20 protein-coding genes are annotated in these 23861 nt (G+C 68.0%); 9 read left to right on the forward strand and 11 right to left on the reverse strand.

The genetic code is table 11. The features are described from left to right. Window positions 1–70: 70 nt before the first annotated feature. Complete coding sequence (locus tag AP428_RS12275) at window positions 71–988, reverse strand: LysR family transcriptional regulator (RefSeq protein WP_006483476.1); 918 nt, start codon at window positions 986–988, stop codon at window positions 71–73. A 259-nt stretch (window positions 989–1247) separates the two neighbouring features. On the opposite strand from AP428_RS12275, the gene AP428_RS12280 reads away from it, so the two are divergent. The 6 genes from AP428_RS12280 to AP428_RS12305 all read left to right on the forward strand — a co-directional run bounded on the left by AP428_RS12280 (window position 1248) and on the right by AP428_RS12305 (window position 7191). Next, window positions 1248–2030 (forward strand): 5-oxoprolinase subunit PxpA, encoded by a 783-nt coding sequence (locus AP428_RS12280; protein ID WP_054928102.1) that lies wholly within the window; start codon window positions 1248–1250, stop codon window positions 2028–2030. 22 nt (window positions 2031–2052) lie between these two features. Next, window positions 2053–2295, forward strand: coding sequence for an acetyl-CoA carboxylase (locus tag AP428_RS12285; RefSeq protein WP_027812637.1), 243 nt, complete (start codon window positions 2053–2055; stop codon window positions 2293–2295). Between the two features lie 4 nt (window positions 2296–2299). Beyond that, entirely contained in the window at window positions 2300–3757 is a 1458-nt protein-coding gene (locus AP428_RS12290) for an acetyl-CoA carboxylase biotin carboxylase subunit (protein WP_054928103.1), read from the forward strand. Continuing rightward, window positions 3754–4629: an allophanate hydrolase subunit 1 gene (locus AP428_RS12295; RefSeq protein WP_054928104.1), complete on the forward strand. Its 876-nt coding sequence runs from the start codon at window positions 3754–3756 to the stop codon at window positions 4627–4629. Before AP428_RS12290 ends, AP428_RS12295 begins: the two co-directional genes overlap by 4 nt. Further along, complete coding sequence (locus AP428_RS12300) at window positions 4619–5614, forward strand: biotin-dependent carboxyltransferase family protein (protein ID WP_006483468.1); 996 nt, start codon at window positions 4619–4621, stop codon at window positions 5612–5614. The genes AP428_RS12295 and AP428_RS12300 overlap by 11 nt, the downstream gene beginning before the upstream one ends. A 221-nt stretch (window positions 5615–5835) precedes the next feature. After that, complete coding sequence (locus tag AP428_RS12305; protein WP_054928105.1) at window positions 5836–7191, forward strand: cytosine permease; 1356 nt, start codon at window positions 5836–5838, stop codon at window positions 7189–7191. Window positions 7192–7288: 97 nt separating this feature from the next. Here the strand turns inward: AP428_RS12305 and AP428_RS12310 are convergent, their stop codons facing one another. From AP428_RS12310 to AP428_RS12325, 4 genes are all read right to left on the reverse strand, one after another. Further along, window positions 7289–8014: a copper homeostasis protein CutC gene (locus tag AP428_RS12310; protein WP_053524072.1), complete on the reverse strand. Its 726-nt coding sequence runs from the start codon at window positions 8012–8014 to the stop codon at window positions 7289–7291. A gap of 109 nt (window positions 8015–8123) precedes the next feature. After that, window positions 8124–8528, reverse strand: coding sequence for a hypothetical protein (locus tag AP428_RS12315; RefSeq protein ID WP_054928106.1), 405 nt, complete (start codon window positions 8526–8528; stop codon window positions 8124–8126). 7 nt (window positions 8529–8535) lie between these two features. Then, on the reverse strand, window positions 8536–8922 hold the full coding sequence (locus tag AP428_RS12320; protein ID WP_054928107.1) for a hypothetical protein: 387 nt from the start codon (window positions 8920–8922) through the stop codon (window positions 8536–8538). A gap of 157 nt (window positions 8923–9079) precedes the next feature. Then, complete coding sequence (locus AP428_RS12325; protein WP_011546344.1) at window positions 9080–10366, reverse strand: EAL domain-containing protein; 1287 nt, start codon at window positions 10364–10366, stop codon at window positions 9080–9082. Between the two features lie 306 nt (window positions 10367–10672). Between AP428_RS12325 and AP428_RS12330 the strand changes: the two genes are divergently transcribed. After that, window positions 10673–12340 (forward strand): Na+/H+ antiporter, encoded by a 1668-nt coding sequence (locus AP428_RS12330; RefSeq protein WP_054928153.1) that lies wholly within the window; start codon window positions 10673–10675, stop codon window positions 12338–12340. A gap of 96 nt (window positions 12341–12436) precedes the next feature. Here AP428_RS12330 and AP428_RS12335 read toward each other — a convergent pair whose 3' ends face one another. Together AP428_RS12335 and AP428_RS12340 are read right to left on the reverse strand one after the other, a co-directional pair. Further along, entirely contained in the window at window positions 12437–16009 is a 3573-nt protein-coding gene (locus tag AP428_RS12335; protein WP_054928108.1) for an indolepyruvate ferredoxin oxidoreductase family protein, read from the reverse strand. A 2026-nt stretch (window positions 16010–18035) separates the two neighbouring features. Continuing rightward, window positions 18036–18593: a DapH/DapD/GlmU-related protein gene (locus AP428_RS12340; RefSeq protein ID WP_011546348.1), complete on the reverse strand. Its 558-nt coding sequence runs from the start codon at window positions 18591–18593 to the stop codon at window positions 18036–18038. A 391-nt stretch (window positions 18594–18984) separates the two neighbouring features. Here AP428_RS12340 and AP428_RS12345 point away from each other — a divergent pair, with 391 nt between their 5' ends. Then, the gene (locus AP428_RS12345) at window positions 18985–19599 is read left to right on the forward strand and encodes a glutathione S-transferase family protein (protein ID WP_012329338.1); all 615 of its coding nucleotides are present in this window, start codon (window positions 18985–18987) and stop codon (window positions 19597–19599) included. A gap of 32 nt (window positions 19600–19631) precedes the next feature. Here the strand turns inward: AP428_RS12345 and AP428_RS12350 are convergent, their stop codons facing one another. Then, entirely contained in the window at window positions 19632–20600 is a 969-nt protein-coding gene (locus AP428_RS12350) for an ion channel (protein WP_054928109.1), read from the reverse strand. A 164-nt stretch (window positions 20601–20764) separates the two neighbouring features. Beyond that, window positions 20765–21784 carry a sulfate ABC transporter substrate-binding protein gene (locus AP428_RS12355; RefSeq protein ID WP_011546350.1) on the reverse strand — a complete coding sequence of 340 codons (1020 nt, stop codon included), beginning with the start codon at window positions 21782–21784 and terminating at the stop codon, window positions 20765–20767. Window positions 21785–22236: 452 nt separating this feature from the next. Here AP428_RS12355 and dapA point away from each other — a divergent pair, with 452 nt between their 5' ends. Further along, on the forward strand, window positions 22237–23130 hold the full coding sequence (dapA, locus tag AP428_RS12360; protein WP_054928110.1) for a 4-hydroxy-tetrahydrodipicolinate synthase: 894 nt from the start codon (window positions 22237–22239) through the stop codon (window positions 23128–23130). A gap of 21 nt (window positions 23131–23151) precedes the next feature. On the opposite strand, the gene AP428_RS12365 is transcribed toward dapA, so the two are convergent. Next, the gene (locus tag AP428_RS12365) at window positions 23152–23532 is read right to left on the reverse strand and encodes a type II toxin-antitoxin system VapC family toxin (RefSeq protein ID WP_027811667.1); all 381 of its coding nucleotides are present in this window, start codon (window positions 23530–23532) and stop codon (window positions 23152–23154) included. Then, on the reverse strand, window positions 23532–23771 hold the full coding sequence (locus AP428_RS12370) for a type II toxin-antitoxin system Phd/YefM family antitoxin (RefSeq protein ID WP_077179876.1): 240 nt from the start codon (window positions 23769–23771) through the stop codon (window positions 23532–23534). Before AP428_RS12370 ends, AP428_RS12365 begins: the two co-directional genes overlap by 1 nt. Window positions 23772–23861 lie beyond the last annotated feature (90 nt).

The raw sequence follows: 23861 nt of genomic DNA on the forward strand, positions 1-23861 counted from the left end.
GCCGGCGCGCCGCGCCCGCCAACGAAAAAGCCGGGGCATGCCCCGGCTTTTTTACGTCCGCGCGCACCACTTAGGTCGCGCCGCCCAGTGCGCGCGGCTCCATGAACGTGTGCCGGAAATAGTCGCGCACCGCGTGCATCGCGGGACTGAGCTCGATGTTCTTGCGCCACGCGAGGCCGACGCTCATCGGCGGCACCGGGTCGCGCAGCACGATCGTCTCGATGCGCCGCCCTTCGAGCGACCACGGGCGATACACCATGTCGGACAGGATCGCGACACCGCTGCCGTTCGCGACCATGCTGCGCACCGCCTCGACCGACGAGGTGCGCAGGATCACGTTCGGCCGGTACGGCGTCTCGTTCCAGTAACGCAGCGCGGTCTGCCCGGCCTCGTCCACCGTCAGCATCACGAACGGCTCGTGCGCGACCTCCGCGAACGTGACGCTCTCGCGCCGCAGCAGCGGATGATGCGCGCCGACCCACAGCCTGCGCACCGAATGGATCACCGGCTCCAGCACGAGCTCCGGATTCGACACGTTCGACGTGAGCAGCACGGCCATGTCGTAGCGGCCCGCGATCAGCCCTTCCTCGATCGACTCGCGGTTCAGCTCGTGCAGGTGGATCGTCAGGCGCGGATAGAGCGTATTGAGCCGCAGCACGTGATGCGGCAGGAAGTAGCCGAGCACCGTGTAGCTCGCGGCGATCGCGAGCGTGCCGGTCAGCGTGCTTTCGAGATTCGGGATCCGCATCGCCTCGTCGACCGACGACAGGATCGTGTACGCGTGATTGAGAAAACGCCGCCCGGTATCGGTCAGCGTCACGCCCGCCGACGTGCGCACGAACAGCTGCGTGCCGAGACTGTCCTCCAGTTCCTTGATCGCGCTCGTCACGGCCGACTGCGAGATGGTGAGCTGGATCGCGGCCTGCGAGATCTGTCCGAGCTCGGCGGTCGCGACGAAGTACTTGAGCTGTCTGAGCGTCAGGGCCATGCGCGGTGGAAAACTGATGGGGGCAGGGCAACCATCATATCAACCGTCCGTTTCGCGGCAATCCGGACCCGCCCGACCCGCGCACATCCGCCTGCCGCGGCGCCGGGCGGCCGCTTCCCGCGATATCTGAAAAATCGATACGCTCGCATATAAAAATAGAACTATTTTGACGCACCCCGCACGGCTAACCTGCGTTCAACACGGTGTCGACACGCGCTGCGGCGCACGCGAAACCGGAGAACCTGGAGGAACGAACCGTATGAGGAAGCACAGTGTCGACCTGAATTCGGACATGGGCGAAGGTTTCGGCCCGTGGACGATCGGCGACGGCGTCGACGAGCAGATCATGCCGCTCATCAGCTCGGCGAACATCGCCACCGGTTTTCATGCCGGCGACCCGAACATCATGGCGCGCACGGTGCAGCTCGCGCGCGACGCCGGCGTCGGGATCGGCGCGCATCCGGGCTTTCGCGATCTGGCGGGCTTCGGTCGCCGCACGATCACCGAAACGCCGCAGGCGCTCGTCCACGACATCCTGTATCAGCTCGGCGCGCTGCGCGAGTTCGCGCGGCTCAACGGCGTGGGCCTGCAGCACGTCAAGCCGCACGGCGCGCTCTACATGCACGCGGCGGCCAACGAGGCGTTCTCGCGGCTGCTGATCGAGACGCTGCAGCGCGTCGATCCCGGCCTGTGGCTGTACTGCATGGAAGCGTCGGTCACGTATCGCGTGGCGAGGGAGTACGAACAGCCGGTGATTCGCGAGTTCTACGCCGATCGCGACTACGACCGCAGCGGCTCCATCGTGTTCACGCGCCGCGTCGGGCGCCTCGACTCGCAGCAGGTGGCCGACAAGGTGCTGCGTGCGTGCATCGACGGCAAGGTGCGCACGATCGACGGCGACGACATCGACATCGATTTCGATTCGGTCTGCATCCACAGCGACACGCCCGGCGCGCTCGAACTCGTGCGCGAAACGCGCGACGCGCTGGTCCGCGAAGGCATCCGGACCGCCGGCCCGCGACCGCTCGCCGCTCATCACTGAACCCGATTCAAGGAGACGCAAGATGGCATTGCACGACATCGTCAGCCCGCTGCCGGGCACGTTCTACCGGCGCCCGTCGCCCGAGGCGGACTACTACGTCGCGGTGGATGCGACGGTCGCGGCCGGCGCGGTGGTCGGCCTCGTCGAAGTGATGAAGCAGTTCACCGAGATCGAAGCCGATGCGGCCGGCCGCGTCGTCGAGCTGCTCGTCGACGATGGCGAGCCGGTCGACGCCGGCCAGGTGCTGATGCGGATCGAGGGGTGATGCGATGAAGCCGGCAAACGCCCCCGACACCTTCTATCGACCGTCGCGGATCAAGACCGTGCTGGTCGCGAACCGCGGCGAAATCGCGGTGCGCGTGATCCGCGCGGCACGCGAGCTCGGCATGCGCGCGGTCGCCGTGGTCAGCGACGCGGACCGCGACAGCCTCGCCGCGCGCATGGCCGACGAAGCGATCCACATCGGGTCGTCGCATGCGGCGAAGAGCTATCTGAATCCGGCCGCGATCCTCGACGCCGCGCGGCAATGCGGCGCGGACGCGATCCATCCGGGCTACGGCTTCCTGTCCGAGAACGCGGCGTTCGCCGCGCAGGTCGAGGCGGCCGGGCTGATCTTCGTCGGCCCGGGCGCGCAGGTGATCGCGACGATGGGCGACAAGGCGCGCGCCCGCGACACCGCGCGGCGCGCGAACGTGCCGACCGTGCCGGGCAGCGACGGCGTCGTCCAGTCGCTCGACGCGGCCCGCGCGGTCGCCGCGCGCATCGGCTATCCGATCATGATCAAGGCGGCCGCGGGTGGCGGCGGGCGCGGCATCCGCGTCGCGCACGACGCCGCGCAGCTCGACACCGAACTGCCGCTCGCGCAGCGCGAGGCGCAGGCCGCGTTCGGCGACGGCGGCGTCTATCTCGAACGCTTCATCGCGCGAGCGCGGCACATCGAGGTGCAGGTGCTCGGCGACGGCCGCGACGTCGTCCACCTGTTCGAGCGCGAATGCTCGCTGCAGCGGCGCCGCCAGAAGATCCTCGAGGAAGCGCCGTCGCCGTCGCTCACGCCGGCGCAGCGCGACGCGCTGTGCGCGTCGGCCACGCGCCTCGCGCGCGAAGTCGGCTACCGCAGCGCGGGCACGCTCGAATACCTGTTCGACGATGCGCGCGGCGAGTGCTACTTCATCGAGATGAACACGCGCATCCAGGTCGAGCATCCGGTGACCGAGGCGATCACCGGCATCGATCTCGTGCGCGAAACGCTGCGCATCGCCGACGGCGAGCCGCTGCGGTTCGCGCAGGCCGACATCGCGATGCGAGGCGCCGCGCTCGAATGCCGGATCAACGCGGAAGATCCGCTGCAGGATTTCCGCCCGAATCCGGGCCGGATCGACGCACTGGTGTGGCCGACCGGCCCGGGCGTGCGCGTCGATTCGCTGCTCTATCCGGGCTACGTCGTGCCGCCGTTCTACGATTCGCTGCTCGCGAAGCTGATCGTGCACGACGAGAGCCGCGCGGCCGCATTGCGGCGTCTGTCTCGCGCGCTCGGCGAGCTGCAGGTCGGCGGCCTGAAGACCACCGCGCCGCTGCACGTCGCGCTGCTCGCGGACGACGACGTGCGCGCGGGCCGCTATCACACGAATTTTCTCGAAGCGTGGATGCCGTCATGGCGCGAGGCCGCAACGGCCGCCGCCCGGCAGCACGAAACCGCGGACGCCGCGCGCGTCGGGGAGGCCCTGTGACGACCCGTTATACGTTCGGCGGCGACGAGTTCGTGTTCGTCGAGATCAGCGAGGCGATGTCGCTCGACGCCTTCTTCAAGGGCACGGCGATCACGCGCGAATTGCAGCGGCGCGCGGTGCCGGGCATCACCGAGATCTGTCCGGCGAACGCGTCCTACCAGGTGCGCTACGACCCGGACGTGATCGAGCCCGACACGCTCGTCGCGCTGCTCAAGGCGATCGAGGCCGAGGTCGGCGACGCGCCGCTCGAACTCGATACGCGCATCGTCGAGGTGCCGGTGCTGTACAACGACCCGTGGACGCACGAGACGCTGATGCGGTTTCGCGAGCGTCACCAGGACCCGTCGTCGACCGACCTCGAATATGCGGCGCGGATCAACGGCAAGCGCGACGTCGACGACTTCATCGCCGCGCACTCGGGCTCGCCGTGGTTCGTGTCGATGGTCGGCTTCGTCGCGGGCCTGCCGTTCATGTACCAGATGGTCGAGCGCGCACGCCAGCTCGAAGTACCGAAATACCTGCGGCCGCGCACCGACACGCCGAAGCTGACGGTCGGCCACGGCGGCTGCTTCGGCTGCATCTACTCGGTGCGCGGCGCGGGCGGCTACCAGATGTTCGGCGTGACGCCGGCGCCGATCTTCGATCCCGCGCAGCGGCTCGACTACCTGCGCGATTTCATGGTGTTCTTCCGGCCCGGCGACATCGTGAAGTTCCAGCCGATCGATCGCGACGCCTATGACGCCGCGGTGGCGGCCGTCGAAGCGGGTACCTTCTCGCTGCGCGCGCGCCCCGTGAAATTCTCGCTCGACGCGTTCCGGCGCGATCCCGATGCGGTCAACCGTTCTCTCGTCGAGGTGCTGCATGCCCGCTGACGCGCACAACCTGATCGAGGTCGTGAAACCCGGCCTCGCGACGTCGGTCCAGGATACGGGTCGGCAAGGCTACTACCACGTCGGCATCCCGCCGTCGGGCTCGCTCGACCAGTACGCGTCGCGCGCGGCGAACCTGCTGGTCGGCAATCCGGAACAGGCGGCCGTGCTCGAATGCACGCTGCTCGGCCCGGAGCTGCTGTTCCATGCGGACGCGCTGGTCGCCGTCACGGGCGCCGAGATGACCCCGAAGATCGACGGCGTCGGGCAGCGCTGCAACGTCGCGCTGTGGATTCGCGCAGGCAGCGTGCTGTCGTTCGCCTACGTGAAGGGCGGCGCCCGCGCGTACCTGGCCGTCGCGGGTGGCATCGACGTGCCGGTCGTGCTCGGCAGCCGCTCGACCTACACGCTCGGCGCGATCGGCGGCCACGCGGGCCGGCGCCTGCAGAAAGGCGACCGTTTGCCGATCGGCGCGGCGCGCGGCACGCTTCGCGAAGGGCGCGAGCTGCCGGCGTCAGTCAGCCGGCCGCTGGACAGCCAGGTCGAACTGCGCGTGCTGCCGGGGCTGTACCACTACCGGCTCACCGACGCGTCGGCGCACACGTTCTTCGATGACGAATGGACGGTCGCGCCCGAGGCGGACCGCATCGGCTACCGCTACAAGAACGGCCGGCCGCTGCAGTTCCGGCCGCGCGAGCAGCCGTTCGGCGCCGGGGCCGATCCGTCGAACATCGTCGACGCGTGCTATCCGATCGGCTCGATCCAGGTGCCGGCCGGGGTCGAGCCGATCATCCTGCATCGCGATGCGGTGTCGGGCGGCGGCTATGCGACGATCGGCACGGTCATCAGCGCCGACATGGACCTGATCGGCCAGATGCAGCCGAACCATCGCGCGCGCTTCGTGCGCGTGACGATGGCCGACGCGCTCGCCGCGCGCCGCGAGTACCAGCGGCGCCTCGCGCTGCTGCGCGCCGTACTGAAGGACTGAGCGCCACGCGCCCGGCCGTCGCGCCGGGCGCCGTGCGCCGCCCTCCGCTTTCATCCTTCGCTTCCGTTTCCCATCCGTGCGGCCGCGCGCGGCGCGGCGGGAACGCCTGCGCGCCGTTTTCGCCGGACCGGTTGCCCGCCCCGACGTCGGGGCAACCCCGCGGCTCGCATGAGCCGCGGCCCAGACGTCGTCCGCTGTTTCGCTCATCGAGGAGCACGCTCATGGCCAACCTGGCTCAGGCCCGCACCGACGAGGATCTCGACCTGTCGACGCTCGCCATTCCCGATCACGCACGCATGCCGCCCTTTGCGCTGACGATGGCGTGGTGGGCCGTCTGCAGCGCGGTGTTCTACATCGTCGTCGGCGCGACGCTCGCGCTCACCTACGGCGCGCGCAACGCGCTGATCGGGATGGCGCTGTCGGTCGTCTCGTACGGCATCGTCAATTCGATCATCAGCCGTTACGCGATCCGTACCGGCCTGTCGGTCGCGCTGTTCTCGCGCGTGCTGTTCGGCAGCGCGGGCGCGGCGCTCGCGACGCTGATCTTCTTCGCGACGGCGATCTACTACGCGGTGTTCGAGGGCTCGGTGATCGCGGTCGCCGCGCATCACCAGTTTCCGGCGCTCGACTACAAGTGGGCCGCGCTGATCGTCGTCTGCTACAGCGTGCCGCTCGTGTTCGGCAGCGTGCAGCACTGGCTCGACAAGTTCAACGGCGTGCTGCTGCCGTTCTACCTGTTCGGGTTGCTCGCGGCGGTCGGGCTCGCGACGGCCGAGTACGACTATCACGCCGCGTGGCTCGATTTCGGGCCGGCGGGCGGCGCCCCGGCCGGCGGCTGGTGGCAGTGCTTCGTCTACTACATGGGCGTATGGGTGCTGATGATGTTCACGTTCGACTACGCGCGCTTCGGCCGCAAGGCCGACGCCCGCTATCACGGCCGCTTCAACTTCGGGATGCCGTTCTACCTCGTCACGTTCCTCGTCAACGGCGCGGCCGGCATCTATCTCGTCAGCACGATTCCCGGGCTCGGCACGCTGTCGGAAGTGTCGGTCGTGCTCGCGCTGCTGAAGCTGATGGGCGTGTGGGGGCTGCTGTTCGTGTGGGTCACGCAGTCGCGCATCAATACCGCGAACTACTACCTCGCGACCGTCAACATGCAGGCGTTCTTCCAGAAGGTCGCGGGGCTGCGCGCGCCGAAATTCGTGTGGGCGGTCGTGGTCGGCGCGGTCGTCTATGCGCTGATGATGGCCGACATCTTCTCGCGGATCCTGCAAGCGCTCGCGTACCAGGGCATCTTCGTCGTCGCGTGGGTCGGCGTCGCGCTCGCGCACATCCTGTCGGCGCGCTACGGGCAGCTCGTCGGCGACGACGTCGAATGCCGCGACGCGCACGTGCCGGTGTTCAATCCGGGCGGCCTGACCGCGTGGTTCGCGGGCGCGTTCGCGGGGCTCGTGCTGAACCAGGCGACCGGGTTCGCCGCGTCGCTGTCGGCGCCGGCCACCTTCGTCGTGTCGTGGCTCGTCTATCGCGCGCTGCTCGGCACCGCGAAGCGGACCTGGTTCGTGCGGAACACGTGACGCGCCGCGGCTTGGCCGATCGTCTGCATCCGACTGCCCTGCGCGTCGCGGATCAAGAGTCTTCTCGACGAGTCCACGCGCAGCTTCGGCATGCGCGTCACACGTGCGACGCCGCGCCGTCCAGCGCCGCGCGCACGCGCTCGACGCGTTGCGCGTCGACGGGCGCCAGCACCTCGCCGCGTGGCCGCACACCCGAGCCGAAATGCACCGCGCGCACGCCGGTGGCGCGAACGAAGTCGCCGACCGCGTCGATCGTGAGCCCCGAGCCGGCCAGCACCGTGCAGGTCGTGCCCGCCGCCTGCCGCACGAGCCGCGTGATCGTCGCGACCGCATCGAGCACCGACGGATGGCCGCCCGACGTCAGCACGGACGTGACGGCCGGCACGCGCAGCAACGCGTCGAACGCGGCGTTCAGATCGCGCGCGACGTCGAATGCGCGGTGAAACGTGAGCGCGCGCCCGTCGGCGGCCGCCGCGATCCGGGCCAGCGCGCCGAGATCGACGTCGCCATGCGCGTCGAGCGCGCCGAACACGACCCCGTTCGCGCCGGCCGCGACCGCCGCGCGCACGTCGCGCTCGATCACGCGCAGGTCGTCGGCGTCATAGACGAACGAGCGGCTGTGCGGACGCACGATCACGTTGACCGGAATCGGCACGGCGGCCACGACGGCCTCGATCAGGCCGACGCTCGGCGTCAGCCCGCCTTCGGTGATCGCGGTCACGAGTTCGAGGCGGTCGGCGCCCGCGCGGGCGGCGGCCTTCGCATCGCCGACGGTCGTGGCGATCACTTCGAGGAGAACGGAGGAAGCGGCGTGTCGGTTCATGGGCGGCCCGCGAATCGTCTGGACAATTCGCGCATCCTAGCCGAGCCGCGTGACGGACGCCAGCGTCGCGGCCGCCGCGGACTTCAGCCGCGGACTTCAGCCCAGTACGTCAGCCGCGCCGCACGAGCCACACGCCGACGAGCGCGGACAACGCCGTCACCGCGGTGCCGGACACGAACCGGAACATGCGCGCGTCGAGGTACGCGCCCTGCTGCTGCATCACGTCGACGATCGCCGGTGTGAGCACGAGCATCCCCCAGCCGAGCATCCCGAGCGCCGTGGTCGCGGCCGCGACGAGCAACGTGATGCCCGCGCCGCGCGCACGCGGCCGGAATACGCCGGCAAACGCGCCGGCGGCCAGCAGCACGGCCGACACCGCGAACAGCACGGCGACGAATACCACCGTCGCGCCCGCCTGGCCGACTTTCAAGAACGCGGCCATCTGCGCGGCCATCACGCAGAAGCCGGCGATCGAGAACAGCACGATCGCCAGCGCGTTGCGCACGACGCTCACGCGAAGGTCACGCGAAGGCGTGCCGGAAATACGCGGTCGCCGGGCGCCGGAACAGCAGATAGATGAACACCGCGAACAGCAGGAAGCCGGGAATCAGCACCATGAACATCGACTTCGGCATGTTGACGAACGAAAACGCGAAGCCGAACACCGACGTCGCGAGGTAGGCCTTGCGCGACCACTCGCGCCCCTTGAGGATCGCGATGCCGATCACGACGTTCGCGGCTTCGATGATCACGCTGATGCCGAGCGTCGCCCAGACGGGCAGCAGGTAGTGCGACAGCAGCGCCTGGGTGGTCGGCATGCCGATCGAGAACGGCGTATACACGCAGGTGATCGCGTTGGTCACGATGATGATCCACGCGAGGATGGTCAGCGAAATCGGTCTTTTCATGGTGTTTTCCTTTTTATATTCGCCGCCATGGTGGCCCCCGGGACGGCGCGCGCGGTCACGACGGCCGCGCTCGCGCCATTGTCGGGGAAGCGCACGGTGAACGCAACGGCCGCCCCCGCAGCCCCGCGCGCCCTCTCCGCATGCGAGCCGTGCGTCGCTACGCGGCCTGCGCGTCGTCGTCGAGCCAGTCGATATCGCCGCACAGCACGCGCTGCGCATCGCCGACGCGCACGGCCACCGACAGCGTCACGCACGGCTGCGCCTCGTTGATCGACAGGTACGGCCGCGTGACCTGCACGCGCCCCGGCTCGGCGATCGCCGAGCGGAAATACGGCCGGCGCAGCCAGTTCGCGCCCTGCGCGTCCGCCAGCGGCGAAAAGCGCGCCTCGGCCAGCGCGCGATCGGCGCGCAGCACGACGTTGCGGCCCGACTGCCGGCCCTGCGCGTCGAGCAGGAAGCAGCGCGCGGCGGCGTCGAGCGCGAGGAAATTCCAGCACACCTCGTCGAGCGGCTCGCCGGCCTCGAGGCGCTCGGCCGCGCGTTCGAACGCGCGCAGGTACGGGGCGAGCCGCTGCGTGTCGCGCCGCTCGCGCGCTTCGGTCTGCTGACGAAAGCGCTCGGTCAGCTCGCCGATGCAGCCGGTGGCGGCCGCGCTGTCGGGCAGCCCCGGCGCCGGGCGGCCGAAGTAGTAGCCCTGCACGAAATCGGCCTCGCACGACAGCGCGATCTGCGCTTCGTGCTCGGTCTCGATCCCTTCGACGAGCACCAGCTTGCCGGCCTCGTGCAACAGCGTCACGAGCCCGTGCAGGATCGCGGTGAGCCCGGTGCGGTGCGCCGCGTGCGACAGCATGATGCGGTCGAGCTTCACGATGTCCGGGTTCAGTTGCCAGATCCGTTCGATGTTCGAGTGGCCCGCGCCGAAATCGTCGAGCGCGATCAGGAAGCCGTGCGTGCGGAATTCGCGCACGGCTTCCGCGAGCCGCTCGACGTCGTCCGCGCGCTGTTCGAGCACCTCGAGCACGATGCGCCGCGGCGGCATGCCGAGCCGCTTCAGGTTCGCGAGCAGCGCGGCCGCCTGGAACGGGTCAGTGAGCACGCCGGGATGGACGTTGAGAAACAGCCACTCGCGCTCCGCGCCGAGCAGCGCGAAATTCTCCAGATGCAGCGCCTGCGCGAGCCGGTCGAGCTGCAGCAGCTCGTCGCGGCGCGCGGCTTCGCCGAACACGTCGAGCGGCGACACGGCGCGGTCGAGCGCATCGTGCGCGCGCAGCAGCGCCTCGTAGCCCACCGCGCGCTGATGCGACAGGCTGAATATCGGCTGGAACACGGTCGTCAGCGTCAGGTCGCGGTGCTGCGTCGCCAGCCGTTCGAGGCCGGAGCTCATCTCCCGCTCGAACCGGTACGGCGACGCGGCGGCCGGACGCTCCTGTTGCACGATCGTCATGCTTCCTCCTGGTGATGCAATCGAACGCGACGTCCGGCGAAACGGACGACGAACGGGACGGCGCGCAATGTCATGGTTGGACCCTCGGTTGCCCGGCGCGGGCCGGGTGGCTGCCCACCTTCAAGCAAGCTCCGTGCAAGGCGCGCAGAACCCATGCGCCGCGCGGCCGCACGCGGCCACCGCACCACCGTGGCGCGCTACTCGCGCACCATTTCCGTGCGCACGCACCGACCGCTTGAACGCGCCCGTCACGTCGGCACGCTACACTCCGTACGATCGTTTCATTTCACGTCATTCGCCGTATCGATGGAAATCGTTTTCACAGTCCTCATTCTGCTGCTGACCGTCGCACTGTCCGGCGCCGTCACGCGCCTCCTGCCGTTGCAACTGCCGCTGCCGCTGATGCAGATCGCGTTCGGCGCGATGCTCGCGTGGCCGAAGCTGAACCTGCACGTCACGTTCGATCCCGAGATCTTCATGCTGCTGTTCATTCCGCCGCTGCTGTTCGCGGACGGCTGGCGGATTCCGAAACGCGAGCTTTACCTGCAGCGCCGCGCGATCCTGATGCTCGCGTTCGGGCTCGTGTTCATGACGGTACTCGCAGTGGGCTACTTCGCACACTGGCTGATTCCCGAGTTGCCGCTGCCGATCGCGTTCGCGCTCGCTGCGGTGCTGTCGCCGACCGACGCGGTCGCGCTGTCCGGCATCGCCGGCAAGGGCCGCATTCCGCCGCAACTGATGCACATCCTCGAAGGCGAGGCGCTGATGAACGACGCGTCGGGCCTCGTCGCGCTGAAGTTCGCGATCGCGGCCGCGCTCACCGGCGTGTTCTCGCTGCGCGCCGCGTCGGTCACATTCGTGATCGTCGCCGCCGGCGGGCTCGCGACGGGCGCGATCGTGTCGTGGGTGTTCAGCGCGCTGTCGACGCGCTTCCTGAATGCCGAGCAGGAAGGCGATCCGGCCCCCGGCATCGTGATGACGCTGCTGGTGCCGTTCGCCGCCTACCTGTTCGCCGAGCACCTCGACCTGTCGGGCGTGCTCGCGGCCGTGTCGGCCGGGATGATGATGAATTACACGAGCTTCTCGCGCAAAAGCACCGTCGCGTCGCGCGTGCGCGCCGAAAGCACGTGGGCGATGATCGAATTCGTGTTCAACGGCATGGTGTTCATCATGCTCGGGCTGCAGTTGCCGCACATCATCGGCCGCGCGCTCGTCGACGCGCACCATACGAGCGACGCGCTGGTCGGCCGCATGATCTTCAACGTGTGCGCGATGATGCTCGCGCTGTATGCGATCCGCTTCCTGTGGGTGTGGCTGCTGCGCTGGTTCGCGAGCCGCCGCGCCGCGCGCCATGGCCTCGCCGGCACGATGGCCGGCGTACGCACGATCGCGGTGATGACGGTCGGCGGCGTGCGCGGCGCGGTCACGCTCGCCGGCGTGCTGTCGATTCCGGTCGCGCTGTCCGACGGCGCGCCGCTGCCGGGCCGCGACACCGCGATCTTCATCGCGTCGGCCGTGATCCTCGGCTCGCTGATCGTCGGGGTGATCGGCCTGCCGCTGCTGCTGCGCGGCGTGCGCTCGACGCGCAACCCGCTCGGCAACGAGGAGCGCATCGCACGCTCGGCCGCCGCGCAGGCCGCGATCCGCGCGGTCGATTCGTCGCACGACGCGATCTCGGCCGATCTCGACGAATCGGGCGCGGCGCGCTGCGCGGACATCTCCGCGCGCGTGATGGATCAATATCGCCGCCGGCTCGCCGCGCTGGCCGACGACGGCCCCACGCCGCGCGCGCAAGCGCAGCAGGCCGAAACGATGGAGCTGCAGATGCGGATCGCGGCCGTGCGCGCGGAACGCTCGGCGCTGTACCGGCTGCGCAGCGACAGCAAGATTTCCGACGAGACGCTGACGAAGCTGCTCCGCGAGATCGACCTGTCTGAAACCGCGCTGTCGACGCGCAAGAAAGGCATTGTTTGACGGGCCGGCTGCGGCCTGCGCGCAGCCACCGAGGACCATAAAAAAACGGCGACGCTCGCACGAGCATCGCCGTTTTCACATCCACTCACGTTCGCGTTACTTCGCGACGACGACCGGAATCCCCTTCAGCGTCCCCGCGCCCTTCATCTCGTCGAGCGCATGCTGCACGGCCGCGCTCGTCGCCGCGTCGATGCCGAGCTGCAGCGCGAGCTCGCGTTCCGCACGCTTCACGCCGGCCAGGTTGCGCACCTTCACGTGACCGAAGCCGCGCACGCGGGCGTGCAGGTCGGCCAGTTGCACGACCTGCGCCGCATTGCCGGGGGTCATTGCGGCGAACGCACGCTTGAGCGTCGTTTCGTAGTCGTCGGCCAGCGCGCGCTCCATCTTGCGCTCGACCGTGCGGCCGAACGGATCGAGCCACGTGCCGCGCAGGCTGCGCACGCGCGCCAGCATGCCGAACACCGGCCACATCCACTGGCCGAACACGCGCTTCTTCGGCGTGCTGCCGTCGCTGCCGGCCTTCGCGACCGTCGGCGGCGCCAGGTTGAACTTCACGCGGTACGTCTGCCCCGGCACGCCTTCGAACTGCGCTTCGAGCGCCGTGCGGAACGCGTCGTCCGTGTACAGCCGCGCGACTTCGTATTCGTCCTTCACCGCGAGCAGCCGGTAGAACGTCGTCGCAACCGCGCGCGTCAGCGCATCGTCGCCCTTCGCGCGCGCCGCGTTCACCAGCGCCCGATAGCGCTCGACATAGCGCGCACCGCCATACGCGTCGAGACGCGCCTCGCGATCGGCGATCAGCTCGGCAAGCGTCTCCGGCGCGGCGTGGACGGCCATCGCATGACGCGCGTTCCACAACGCGTCGAGGCCCGCCGCGTCGCCGGCCGCCATCCGGCCGATCGAGAACGCGAGCTTGTTCATCGGCACCGCGACGTTGTTCAGCTCGATCGCGCGCATCATCGCGGCGAGCGACACCGGCACGAGGCCAAGCTGCCACGCGTAGCCGAGCATCAGGATGTTCGCGCCGATCGAATCGCCGAGGAATTTCGCGGCGAGCGCCTGCGCGTCGCAGCTCGACAGGTAGCCGTCGCCGGCCGCGTGGTGCATTTTTTCAAGCAATGCGTCCGCATGCAGGTTCGCGTCGGGGTTCTGCACGAACGACGCGTTCGGAATCCGGTGCGTGTTAACGACGATCCGCGTGCGCGCGTGACGCACCGTCTGCAGCGCCTCGGCGCTCGCCCCGACGACCATGTCGCACGCGAGCAGCACGTCGGCCTGCTGCGTGTCGATGCGCACCTGGTTCAGCCAGCGGTCGCTCGACGCGATCCGCACGAACGACAGCACCGAGCCGCCCTTCTGCGCGAAACCCATGAAGTCGAGCACCGACGCGCTCTTGCCTTCGAGGTGCGCGGCCATGCTGATCAGCGCGCCGACCGTCACGACGCCGGTGCCGCCCACGCCCGTCACGAGCATGTCGAACGGCGCCGCGTCGAGGTGCGTCGCCGGCACCGGCAGCGCGTCGACACGCGCGGCGAGCGCCGCTTCGTCGAATGCGGCGCCGGCCGCCTTCTTCAGCGCCGCGCCTTCGACCGTCACGAAGCTCGGACAGAAGCCGTTCACGCACGAATAGTCCTTGTTGCACGACGACTGGTCGATGCGGCGCTTGCGGCCGAGCGGCGTCTCGAGCGGCTCGACCGACAGGCAGTTCGACTGCACGCCGCAGTCGCCGCAGCCTTCGCACACCGCGTCGTTGATGAACAGGCGCTTGTCCGGGTCGGGGAATTCGCCTTTCTTGCGGCGGCGACGCTTCTCGGCCGCGCAGGTCTGGTCGTAGATCAGCACGGTGACGCCCGGCGTTTCGCGCAATTCACGCTGCACCGCGTCGAGTTCGCTGCGGTGATGGAACGTCGTGCCGGTCGGGAACTGCCCGTGATGGCCGTCGTACTTCTCCGGTTCGTCCGACACGACGACGAAGCGCGACACGCCTTCCGCCTCGACCTGCCGCGCGATCTGCGGAACCGAGATGCTGCCGTCGACCGGCTGGCCGCCCGTCATCGCGACCGCGTCGTTGTAGAGGATCTTGTACGTGATGTTCGCTTTCGCGGCGACCGCCTGGCGGATCGCGAGGATGCCCGAGTGGAAGTAGGTGCCGTCGCCGAGGTTCTGGAACACGTGCTTCGTGTTGGTGAACATCGCGTGCGCGGCCCAGTCGACGCCCTCGCCGCCCATCTGGATCAACCCCGTCGTGTCGCGCTCCATCCACGACGCCATGAAATGGCAACCGATGCCGGCCTGCGCGATCGAGCCTTCCGGCACCTTCGTCGACGTGTTGTGCGGGCAGCCCGAGCAGAAATACGGCGTGCGCTTCACCGCGTCGGCCTCGTTCGACAGGATCTGCGGCGCGACGAGATCGACCACGCGCTCGCGCCGGTCGAGCGCCGGCTTGTGCCGCGCGAGCCATGCCGCGAACACCGGCAGGATGCGCGACGGACGCAGCTCGCCGAGCTCGGACAGCAGGCACGCACCGGCCGCGTCGTGCTTGCCGAGCACGCGCGGGCGGGCGCCTTCGGTGCGGTTGTACAGGTAGTCCTTGATCTGCTGCTCGATGACCGGGCCCTTCTCCTCGATCACCAGCACTTCGGCGAGCCCGTCGACGAAGGTTTCGATGCGCGTCATTTCGAGCGGATACGACAGGCCGACCTTGTAGATCCGCACGCCGGCCGCGTCGAGATCGGCGACCGTCAGGTCGAGGCGGCGCAGCGCTTCCATCAGGTCGAGGTGCGCCTTGCCGCAGGTGACGATGCCGACGTTCGCCTGTGCGCTCGGCGCGATCCACTTGTCGATGCTGTTGGCGCGCGCGAAATGGCGCACCGCGTCGAGCTTCGCCGCGAGACGCGCCTCGATCGTGAGGCTCGGCAGGTCGGGCCAACGATTGTGCAGGCCGCCCGCCGGCGGCGTGAAGCCTGCCGGCGCCGGCCAGCGCGTCTGCAATGCATCGAGGTCGACGGTCGAGCCCGACTCGACCGTTTCCGAGATCGCCTTGAAGCCGACCCACGCGCCCGAGTAGCGCGACAGCGCCCAGCCGTACAGGCCGAATTCGAGCATGTCGGCGATGTTCGACGGGTTCACGACCGGCATGTGCCACGCCATCATCGCGAAGTCGCTCTGGTGCGGCATCGACGACGACACGCAGCCGTGATCGTCGCCCGCGACGACCAGCACGCCGCCGTGCGGCGACGAACCGTACGCGTTGCCGTGCTTCAGCGCATCGCCCGCGCGATCGACGCCCGGGCCCTTGCCGTACCACATCGCATACACGCCCTCGACCGTACGCTCCGGGTCGGCCTCGACCCGCTGCGTGCCGAGCACGGCCGTGCCGCCGAGTTCCTCGTTGATCGCGGGCAGGAAGCGCACGCTGCTGGCGTCGAGCAGTTTCTTCGCCTTCCACAGCTGCTGGTCGACCATGCCGAGCGGCGAACCGCGATAGCCGCTGACGAAGCCGGCCGTGTTGAGCCCCTGTTCGGTATCGACTGCGCGCTGCATCAGCAGCAGGCGGATCAGCGCCTGCGTGCCGGTCAGGAAGATCCGGCCGCGCGTCGCGGTCAGGTTGTCGGTCAGGCGGTAGTCGGACAGGGCAGGCGTGCCGTCGACGGGCAGGCGGGCGGTCATGAGGGGATGTCTCCGGATTGTGCTGTCGTGCTGTTCTGGGCCGTGCGCGGCGGGGCGTCGGACGACGCAGGGTGCCGGCAGCGAATGGCTCTATTTTTTCGCGCGCGGCCGAGAATGTTTTTTCTCATCTTGCTCGGAGGGGCCTGCCGTGAGAAAAACTGCGCAGCTTTTTGACGGGATTTGAGAGAGTTCTCGCGCGGGGCGGCCGGAGTGTGATGGGGAGGCGTGTCGCGGTGGTCGGATGGTCCGGCGGAAAAGGCGGGGCGTGCCGCGGGGCTCACCGTCAGCAGGGTGGATGGCGCTCGAACCCCTTGCGACAAGGGTTTCGGGGCATCGGGCCGTCACCCTCACCGTTGGAATGCACAGCATTCGGATTGGCTGGCGACGTCGGATGTCCACAATGCCGCGCCGCTCTGTCGATCGGCTCGCGCGCTCACCGTTCGATTGCACAGCGTTTCGAGTGGCGTCGGGGCCGGGATATCCACATCAGGAATCGGCATGCGGGGCGCTCACCGTTGAAATTCACAGATTGGCGAGTGAATTTCGGCGGCGGATATCCACATCGGAAACCGCGCGTTTCGTCGGTCCTCCGTCTGCGCTCACCGTTCGAATACACAGGGGCGAGAGTGAGTTTGCCGGCTGGACATCTCGCCTGAACACGCTGGTCGAGCGATTGCCGGCTCGCTCTCACCGTTGAAATACACAGGGCTTCGACTGGCTGGCGGGGTAGTTGTCCACGTGCGGAACTGCGTTGCCTCCCGGCCATACGCGCACTCTCACCGTTGAAAACCACAGCGCTTCGAGTGCTTGAGCAGGCCGGATATCCACATGGACGTGCGTTCTCCGATCGATAGCTGACGCACGTTTCGAAGCGTACCGCCAAGGGGCAATCCATACCGGAAGCGGCTCGTCATGCGGTCGGGCACGGATGCTCACCGTCGAAATACACAGTGCCTCGAGTCGTTTCGACGGACGGATATCCACATGAGCGAACGCGCTCGATCGATAAGAGAAGCACGCTTCGAAGGCTACCGACGAGTGGCAATCCATACCGGAAGCGGCTCGTCAACCGATCGGGTGCGGATGCTCACCGTCGAAATACACAGTGCCGCGAGTCGTTTCGACGGATGGATATCCACATGAGCGAACGCGCTCGATCGATAAGAGAAGCACGCTTCGAAGGCTACCGACGAGTGGCAATCCATACCGGAAGCGGCTCGTCATGCGGTCGGGCACGGATGCTCACCGTCGAAATACACAGTGCCGCGGGTCGTTTCTGCCGACGGATATCCACACGGGCACGCGCGTCGTCGTTGCTCCCACCTTGCGCTCGGGTCGGACAGGAACAGCGCTCGTGCGGCATCGGCAGTCGAACGGCAGCATTCCGACGGCCCTCGCGCCGATCGCCGGCTCACGCTCACCATTGAATTGCACAGCGCGCCGAGTCGCTGGAGAACGCGGACAGGCACGTCGAAATCTGCATATTGCGAAGCACGCGCCGGCGCTCACCGTTAGAATGCACAGCCCTTCGATTGGGGGCCGGAGCCGGATGTCGACGTGTCGGGTCTGCAGATCGCGGTCATGCACGCTGCGCCATTCGGCTAGAATGCGCGGCGCTCCGAACCACGGCAACGACCGGAAACCCGCGCCAATGCAGGCACACCGCCAGATCGGGCGCGACACTCACCGTTGACTTTCACAGCATTTCGCTTCGATTTGCCGCGAGTTGTCCACAACCCGCTTCATGTATCGCGCAGCGTCCGGTCACCCTCACCTGTGAAAACCACAGCGCGCCGAGTCGTTTCGGGCCGCAGATATCCACAACCGGCGCACGCCCGGATCTTCCTCTGCCGATCGACGGACGACTCGGCGCGTGACAATCGGGAAAAGCTGGAAAGGCTTGTCGGGACGGCCTCGGCGGCACGCTCACCGTTCAAATGCACAGCGTTTCGAGTGAGCGTGGTGAGCGGTTGTCCACATCCCTCCGCCGATGCCTCATCGCACCGGCGCGCACACCCGGGCGACGTTATTCGGCAATCGACCGGATGATCTTCGCCGGATTGCCGCCGACCAGCGTATTCGGCGGAACGTCCCGGGTAACGACGGCCGCGGCTGCGACGACCGCATTCTCGCCGATCGTCACGCCGCCGATGATCGTCGCGCCCGCGCCGATCCACACGTTCCGCTCGATCACGATCGGCTTCGCGATCACGCCGTCGCGCCGCCGCGAAGGCTCGACCGGATGACCGGACGTGATCAGGCTGACGTTCGGGCCGATCATCACGTCGTCGCCGATCTCGAGTCCGCCCAGGTCGTAGAACGTGCAGTTCTGGTTGACGAACACGTTGCGTCCGAGCTTCATGCCGGCGCCGCCCGTCGCATGGAATGGCGGGATCAGCACGAAGCCGTCGTCCACCTGCGTGCCGATCAGTTCACCGAACAATGCGCGTACGTCCGCCGCATCGTCGAACGTCAGGCGGTTGAGCCGCGCGGTGATCGCCATCGCCCGCTTGACCTCGGCCACCATGGCCGCCGATTCGGGCGTTCTGCGCGGAATGATCGTGGTGCGATCGTCGGTTGCCATGCGTGACTTGTCTCCGGTGAGTGCGGTGGTGCGTGATGCGTCGGCGAGCGCGGCCGGGCGATTGCGTTACCGTATGCGTGGGTACTGGGCAATGAGCCGGGCGCAGTGTAGCAATGCTGGTTCGCGCCAAGGATTTTTTGAATTTTCATAACTAGTTTTGCTATAACTAGTTATATTACGAACTTCAGTCACACAAGGCTCTGCGGGTCATCTCCCGCGATTCACCGCTGCCCCAGCGCATCGAATCAGCTGCGTGCAACCAAACCTGGTACCCCTAGCGGAGCGCCCTTGGCCGGGCGCCCCTAGCCGGACGCCCCTGTCCCAACCTCCCGCGCTCGGGTACGCTTGAGCATCGACCGGATCGACAGCAGCACCCAAACGCGGAGGCGCGATGAAGCTCTACTACTGGCCGAAGACCCGGGCATTCCGGGCGCTGTGGATGCTCGAGGAAATCGGCGGAGTGTACGAACTCGTGCCGATCGACCTGCGCTCGCACGAACAGGGCAGCGACGCGTTCGTGCAGGTCAACCCGATGGCGAAGCTGCCCGCGCTCGACGACGGCAGCGCCCCGTTCGCCGAATCGGGCGCCGTGCTGCTCTATCTTGCCGACCGTTGCCCGGACGCCGGGCTCGGCGTCGCGCCCGACGATCCGCTGCGCGGCCGCTTCCTCCAGTGGATGTTCTTCACGCCGACCTGCCTCGAACCGGCGATGGCCGAGAAATTCACCGGCGCGTCGGGCAACCCGGTCGCATTCGGCTGGGGCAATATCACGCGCGTGCAGCGCGCCCTCGCACAAGCGCTCGCCCACAGCCGCTGGCTCGTCGGCGAACGCTTCACCGCGGCCGACCTGCTGCTCGCCAGCACGCTGAAGATCGCGTTCGACGCGCATCTGCTGCCGCACGAAGGCGTGCTCGGCGACTACGTCGCACGCGCCGAGGACCGCGACGCGTTCCGCCGCGCGGTCGCGATCGAACAGCGCGAAGCGGCGCGTCTGCTGCACGCATGACGCGCGACGGGGCGGCGCCCCGCCGCCCTTGATCACGCCTGCGCGGCCGGCCCCGGCGCCGACGCACCCGCGTCGATCACCACGCCCGGCGAACCGCGCTCGTCGGTATCGACGTCGATCGGCACGACTTCATGAAAATGCGTGTAATCGATGTGCGTGATGCCGTCCTCATCGTGCATCAGGTCGACATAGCGGTGGCCCCAGCGGATCGCGTCATGCGCCCACTCATGACGCGCCTGCATGACCTGCGCGGTGGTCTCGTCCGAGCCCTCGATCGTGATCAGCAGCGACGCTTCGCGCGCGGCGAGCGACTCGGGTGTCTCGCCGAACAGCGCGCTCGACTCGTCGATCACGTGCATCAGGTTCCAGCCGAGCAGGAAGATCGGATGCTCGTTGCGCACGAGCGGCAGGTCGTGAATCTTGCGCAGCGAGTAGCCCTCGTGCGTGCCTTCGACGCGCATCAGCCGCAGTTTCGCCTGCGCCTCGGCAATCACGTTCTGGCGGGCATTCGCGGCGCGCACCATCAGCGTCATCCGGCCGTTGAGCGGCCGCACGATCGCGTAGCGCGCGAACAGGATTTTCGCCTGCGGCCGCGAAAACCGCGCGAACACGAGCCCCGTGGCCAATGCGATGCCCGACATCCCGACGAAGATCTCGAACGTCGCGACGAGGTGCGCATAGACCGTCTGCGGATGCATGTCGCCGTAGCCGACGGTCGCAAGCGTCTCGACGCTGAAGAAGAACGCGCCGCCGAAGCCGGCCGGCGACTGGTTCGCGATCGGCGCATAGCCGAGCAGGTAGAGCGTCGCGAAGCCGCCGTTGAGCAGCAGGAACAGCACCGCGAGCGACAGGAAGAACACGGGCCAGCTGACCGTCAGCGCGCGATGGTAGAAGTCGCGCCAGCCGAGCGGCGGCATCCCGTACGCGATCACCGGGCGGGTGCCCGACCAGATCTTGCGGCCATGGCCGCGGGAGGCTGGGGAGGACGAATCGACGTTCATCGCGCGGCGCCGGTTGCAGGGAGGCGATGAGCGTAGCACGCGCGGCGGCGGCCGGGAATGCGGGCCGGTTTGGAACGGCAACGCGCCGCGCAGGCGTAAAAAAGCCGGCCGCACGAGCGGCCGGCTGCGTCGTCATGCGAACCCGCGCGTCGCGCGCGCCGCGCTCACTTCCGGTCGACGATCACCTGGTCGAACGTACCGCCGTCGGCGAAATGGGTCTTCTGCGCGTTCGCCCAGCTGCCGAAGACCTGCTCGACGCTGAACGTCTTCAGCGCCTTGAACTCGGCCGCATGCTTCTTCAGCACGGCCGCATCGCGCGGGCGCAGATGGTGCTGCGCGATGATCTCCTGCGCTTCCGGCGTGTACAGGTAGTCGAGATACGCCTGCGCGACCTTGCGCGTGCCCTTCTTGTCGACCACCTTGTCGACGACGGCGACGGGCGGCTCCGCGAGGATGCTCGCCGACGGATACACGGCGTCGAACTGCGCGCCCGACGCGCCCGTGTCCATCAGCGCGACTTCGTTCTCGAACGTGACGAGCACGTCGCCGATGCCGCGCTGCGTGAACGTCGTCGTCGCGCCGCGGCCGCCCGAATCGAGCACCGGCACGTTGCGGAAGATCGCCTTCTCGAAGTCGAGGGCCTGCTGGTCGGTCGCGCCCTTCTGCTTCTGGAAGCCCCATGCGGCGAGATACGCATAGCGGCCGTTGCCCGACGTCTTCGGGTTCGCGATGATCACCTGGACGCCCGGCTTCGCGAGATCGCTCCAGTCCTTGATCGCCTTCGGGTTGCCCTTGCGCACGAGGAACACCATCGTCGTCGAGTACGGCGAGCTGTTGTCCGGGAAGCGCGCGCGCCAGTCCTTGGGCAGAAGCTGCCCGCGCTCGGCGAGCAGGTCGATGTCGTTCGGCTGGTTCATCGTCACGACGTCGGCCTGCAACCCCTGCAGCACCGACAGCGCCTGCGCGCTCGATGCACCGTGCGACTGCTTGATCGTGACCGTCTCGCCGGTCTTTTGCTTGTAGGCGGCGGCAAAGCTCGTGTTGATGTCCTTGTACAGCTCGCGCGTCACGTCGTACGACACGTTCAGGATCGACGTGTCCGCGTGCGCGGCCGTCGCCGCCACGACCAGCGCCGCCGCCGCACCCGTGTGCAGCCAGCGGCCGATCCCCTTGATGCTTGCCATCGTGATATGCCCCGTTTCCAGTGGTGGTGAATGTGCGTGACCGCACGCGTACGCGCTGTCATCGAAACGTAAGCGGGCATTCTAGCGGCCGGCCGCGGCGCGCCTTCCAATCAGTCGTGGAAAGCAAATCTCGAATTCTGCTAAACGGCGGCCGGGGGCTCGCGCGCGCCGCCGCCCCGGTGTTAAGATCGCCGCTCAGCCCACTCACGGTTCATCCATGTCCGCTACCCTGCGCTCGCCCTCGATCCTCGCCGCCGTCGCGGCAGGTGCGCGCGCGGCCGGGCTGAAACTGAAAAAACGACTCCTCGACTGACGGGGACGTCGCGTCCCGTCAGGCGAATGCCGGACGGGATGCCCGCAGGTCGTTTCTTTCTCCTTGCACGCACGCCTCGCTCCGGCACACCGCCGGCGGAACGGTTCCTTCTCACTCCGTTTCCACCATGAGGCTTTGCATGAACACACGTTTCGAAGGTATCTGGCTGCCGATCATCACGCCGTTTCATCATGGCGAGGTCGACCATGCAGCGCTCGCGCGGCTCGCACGCCACTATGTGGCCGCGGGCATCGCAGGCTTCGTCGCGGGGGCGACGACCGGTGAAGGCGTGCTGCTCGACGCGCGCGAACAGGACGCGGTGTTCGCGACGCTGCGCGATGCGGCGCCCGCGCTGCCGATCGTCGTCGGGCTGACCGCGAGCGCGACGCACTTCGCGGCCGCCCGCGCGCGCGAACTCGCGGCGCTGCGCCCCGACGGGCTGCTCGTCACGCCGCCCGTCTACGTACGGCCGACGCAGGACGGCATCCGCCGCCATGTCGAAGCGATCGTCGACGCGGCCGACCTGCCGGTGCTCGTCTATAACATCCCGTACCGCACCGGCGTGAACGTCGAACTGGACACGCTGCAGGCGCTCGCGTGCGACTCGCGCGTCGCCGGCATCAAGGAATGCGGCGGTACGCTCGACCGGATGAGCCGGCTCGTGCACGACACGCCGCTCGCGATCCTGTCCGGCGACGACAACCAGAATTTCGCGGCGATGTGCGCGGGGGCGCACGGCGCGATCGCGAGCAGCGCCCACGTGCTGCCCGAATGGCATGTGCGCATCCATGCGCTACTGCGCGACGGGCGGCTCGCCGATGCGCGGCGCCTGTCGGTCGCGCTGCAGCCGCTCGTCGCAGCGCTGTTCGCAGAACCCAACCCGGCGCCGGTGAAGGCCGTGCTCGCCGCGCAGGGGTGGTGCGAGGACGGGTTGCGGCTGCCGTTCGTGCCGGCGAGCGAGGGGTTGCGGGAGCGGTTGGACAAGCTCCGTGCGGAGCTCGAAGCGTCCGCGTCGGCGGCTGCTACAGCGTAGGGACTCGATCCCGAAACTGTTTCAGACCGTCAAGATTCTTGACGCACCATACTGCGCAAGGTGGCCGTCGGCGGTGATGAGCACCATCGGCTCGTACGAGGCCTGCGCGACCAGCAATCGGTCGAACGGGTCGCCGTGGTGATGGGGAAGATGACGAACGGCCGCACCGTGTGCGGCCCGAACGGGCAGTTCCCGGTATTGACTCATCTTGAGCTTGTCGACCAGCCGATCCACATCGACGTCCAGCTTCCCCTTGCTGGCTTTGATGGCCACTTCCCAGATACTCGCGCTGCTGATGAACACTTCGTCTGCGGAATCAATCAACCTGCGCGCGCGAACACTCAGCTTCGGATTATTCGCAACCATCCAGAGAAAGATATGCGTATCGAACAGCAGTCGCATTACTTGCCTTCGAACGCGTCCAACAAATCGTCGGGAAGCGGTGCATCGAAGTCGTCGGCTATCCATATCTCGCCCTCCATGGCCCCGTACGGATGAATCGGCCTGAGCGGCACGAGCCGGACCGCCTGCTTGCCGGCCTGCGTGATCACGACACGTTCGCCGGCAATCGCGGCATCGAGAAGCCGCTGCAGATCGAGCGTGGCTTCGGGAACAGTGGCAACTTGCATGATGAGCTCCATTGAGTGACCCACCATTGTTACGACATTCGCGTCATTGCTCCAATAGGCCGAACGTCCAGCCGCTCGGACACTGGCTGGTCGTCGCGTCCG

It is taken from the genome of Burkholderia sp. E168m22, from assembly GCF_001319805.1.
GTDB classification, from domain to species: Bacteria; Pseudomonadota; Gammaproteobacteria; order Burkholderiales; family Burkholderiaceae; genus Burkholderia; species Burkholderia orbicola.

Bases quoted from the DNA above. Each gene is read 5' to 3' on its own strand.
- AP428_RS12275 (WP_006483476.1), bottom strand. From the start codon at position 988: ATGGCCCTGACGCTCAGACAGCTCAAGTACTTCGTCGCGACCGCCGAG.
- AP428_RS12280 (WP_054928102.1), top strand. From the start codon at position 1,248: ATGAGGAAGCACAGTGTCGACCTGAATTCGGACATGGGCGAAGGTTTC.
- AP428_RS12285 (WP_027812637.1), top strand. From the start codon at position 2,053: ATGGCATTGCACGACATCGTCAGCCCGCTGCCGGGCACGTTCTACCGG.
- AP428_RS12290 (WP_054928103.1), top strand. From the start codon at position 2,300: ATGAAGCCGGCAAACGCCCCCGACACCTTCTATCGACCGTCGCGGATC.
- AP428_RS12300 (WP_006483468.1), top strand. From the start codon at position 4,619: ATGCCCGCTGACGCGCACAACCTGATCGAGGTCGTGAAACCCGGCCTC.
- AP428_RS12305 (WP_054928105.1), top strand. From the start codon at position 5,836: ATGGCCAACCTGGCTCAGGCCCGCACCGACGAGGATCTCGACCTGTCG.
- AP428_RS12310 (WP_053524072.1), bottom strand. From the start codon at position 8,014: ATGAACCGACACGCCGCTTCCTCCGTTCTCCTCGAAGTGATCGCCACG.
- AP428_RS12320 (WP_054928107.1), bottom strand. From the start codon at position 8,922: ATGAAAAGACCGATTTCGCTGACCATCCTCGCGTGGATCATCATCGTG.
- AP428_RS12325 (WP_011546344.1), bottom strand. From the start codon at position 10,366: ATGACGATCGTGCAACAGGAGCGTCCGGCCGCCGCGTCGCCGTACCGG.
- AP428_RS12330 (WP_054928153.1), top strand. From the start codon at position 10,673: ATGGAAATCGTTTTCACAGTCCTCATTCTGCTGCTGACCGTCGCACTG.
- AP428_RS12335 (WP_054928108.1), bottom strand. From the start codon at position 16,009: ATGACCGCCCGCCTGCCCGTCGACGGCACGCCTGCCCTGTCCGACTAC.
- AP428_RS12340 (WP_011546348.1), bottom strand. From the start codon at position 18,593: ATGGCAACCGACGATCGCACCACGATCATTCCGCGCAGAACGCCCGAA.
- AP428_RS12345 (WP_012329338.1), top strand. From the start codon at position 18,985: ATGAAGCTCTACTACTGGCCGAAGACCCGGGCATTCCGGGCGCTGTGG.
- AP428_RS12350 (WP_054928109.1), bottom strand. From the start codon at position 20,600: ATGAACGTCGATTCGTCCTCCCCAGCCTCCCGCGGCCATGGCCGCAAG.
- AP428_RS12355 (WP_011546350.1), bottom strand. From the start codon at position 21,784: ATGGCAAGCATCAAGGGGATCGGCCGCTGGCTGCACACGGGTGCGGCG.
- dapA (WP_054928110.1), top strand. From the start codon at position 22,237: ATGAACACACGTTTCGAAGGTATCTGGCTGCCGATCATCACGCCGTTT.
- AP428_RS12365 (WP_027811667.1), bottom strand. From the start codon at position 23,532: ATGCGACTGCTGTTCGATACGCATATCTTTCTCTGGATGGTTGCGAAT.
- AP428_RS12370 (WP_077179876.1), bottom strand. From the start codon at position 23,771: ATGGAGCTCATCATGCAAGTTGCCACTGTTCCCGAAGCCACGCTCGAT.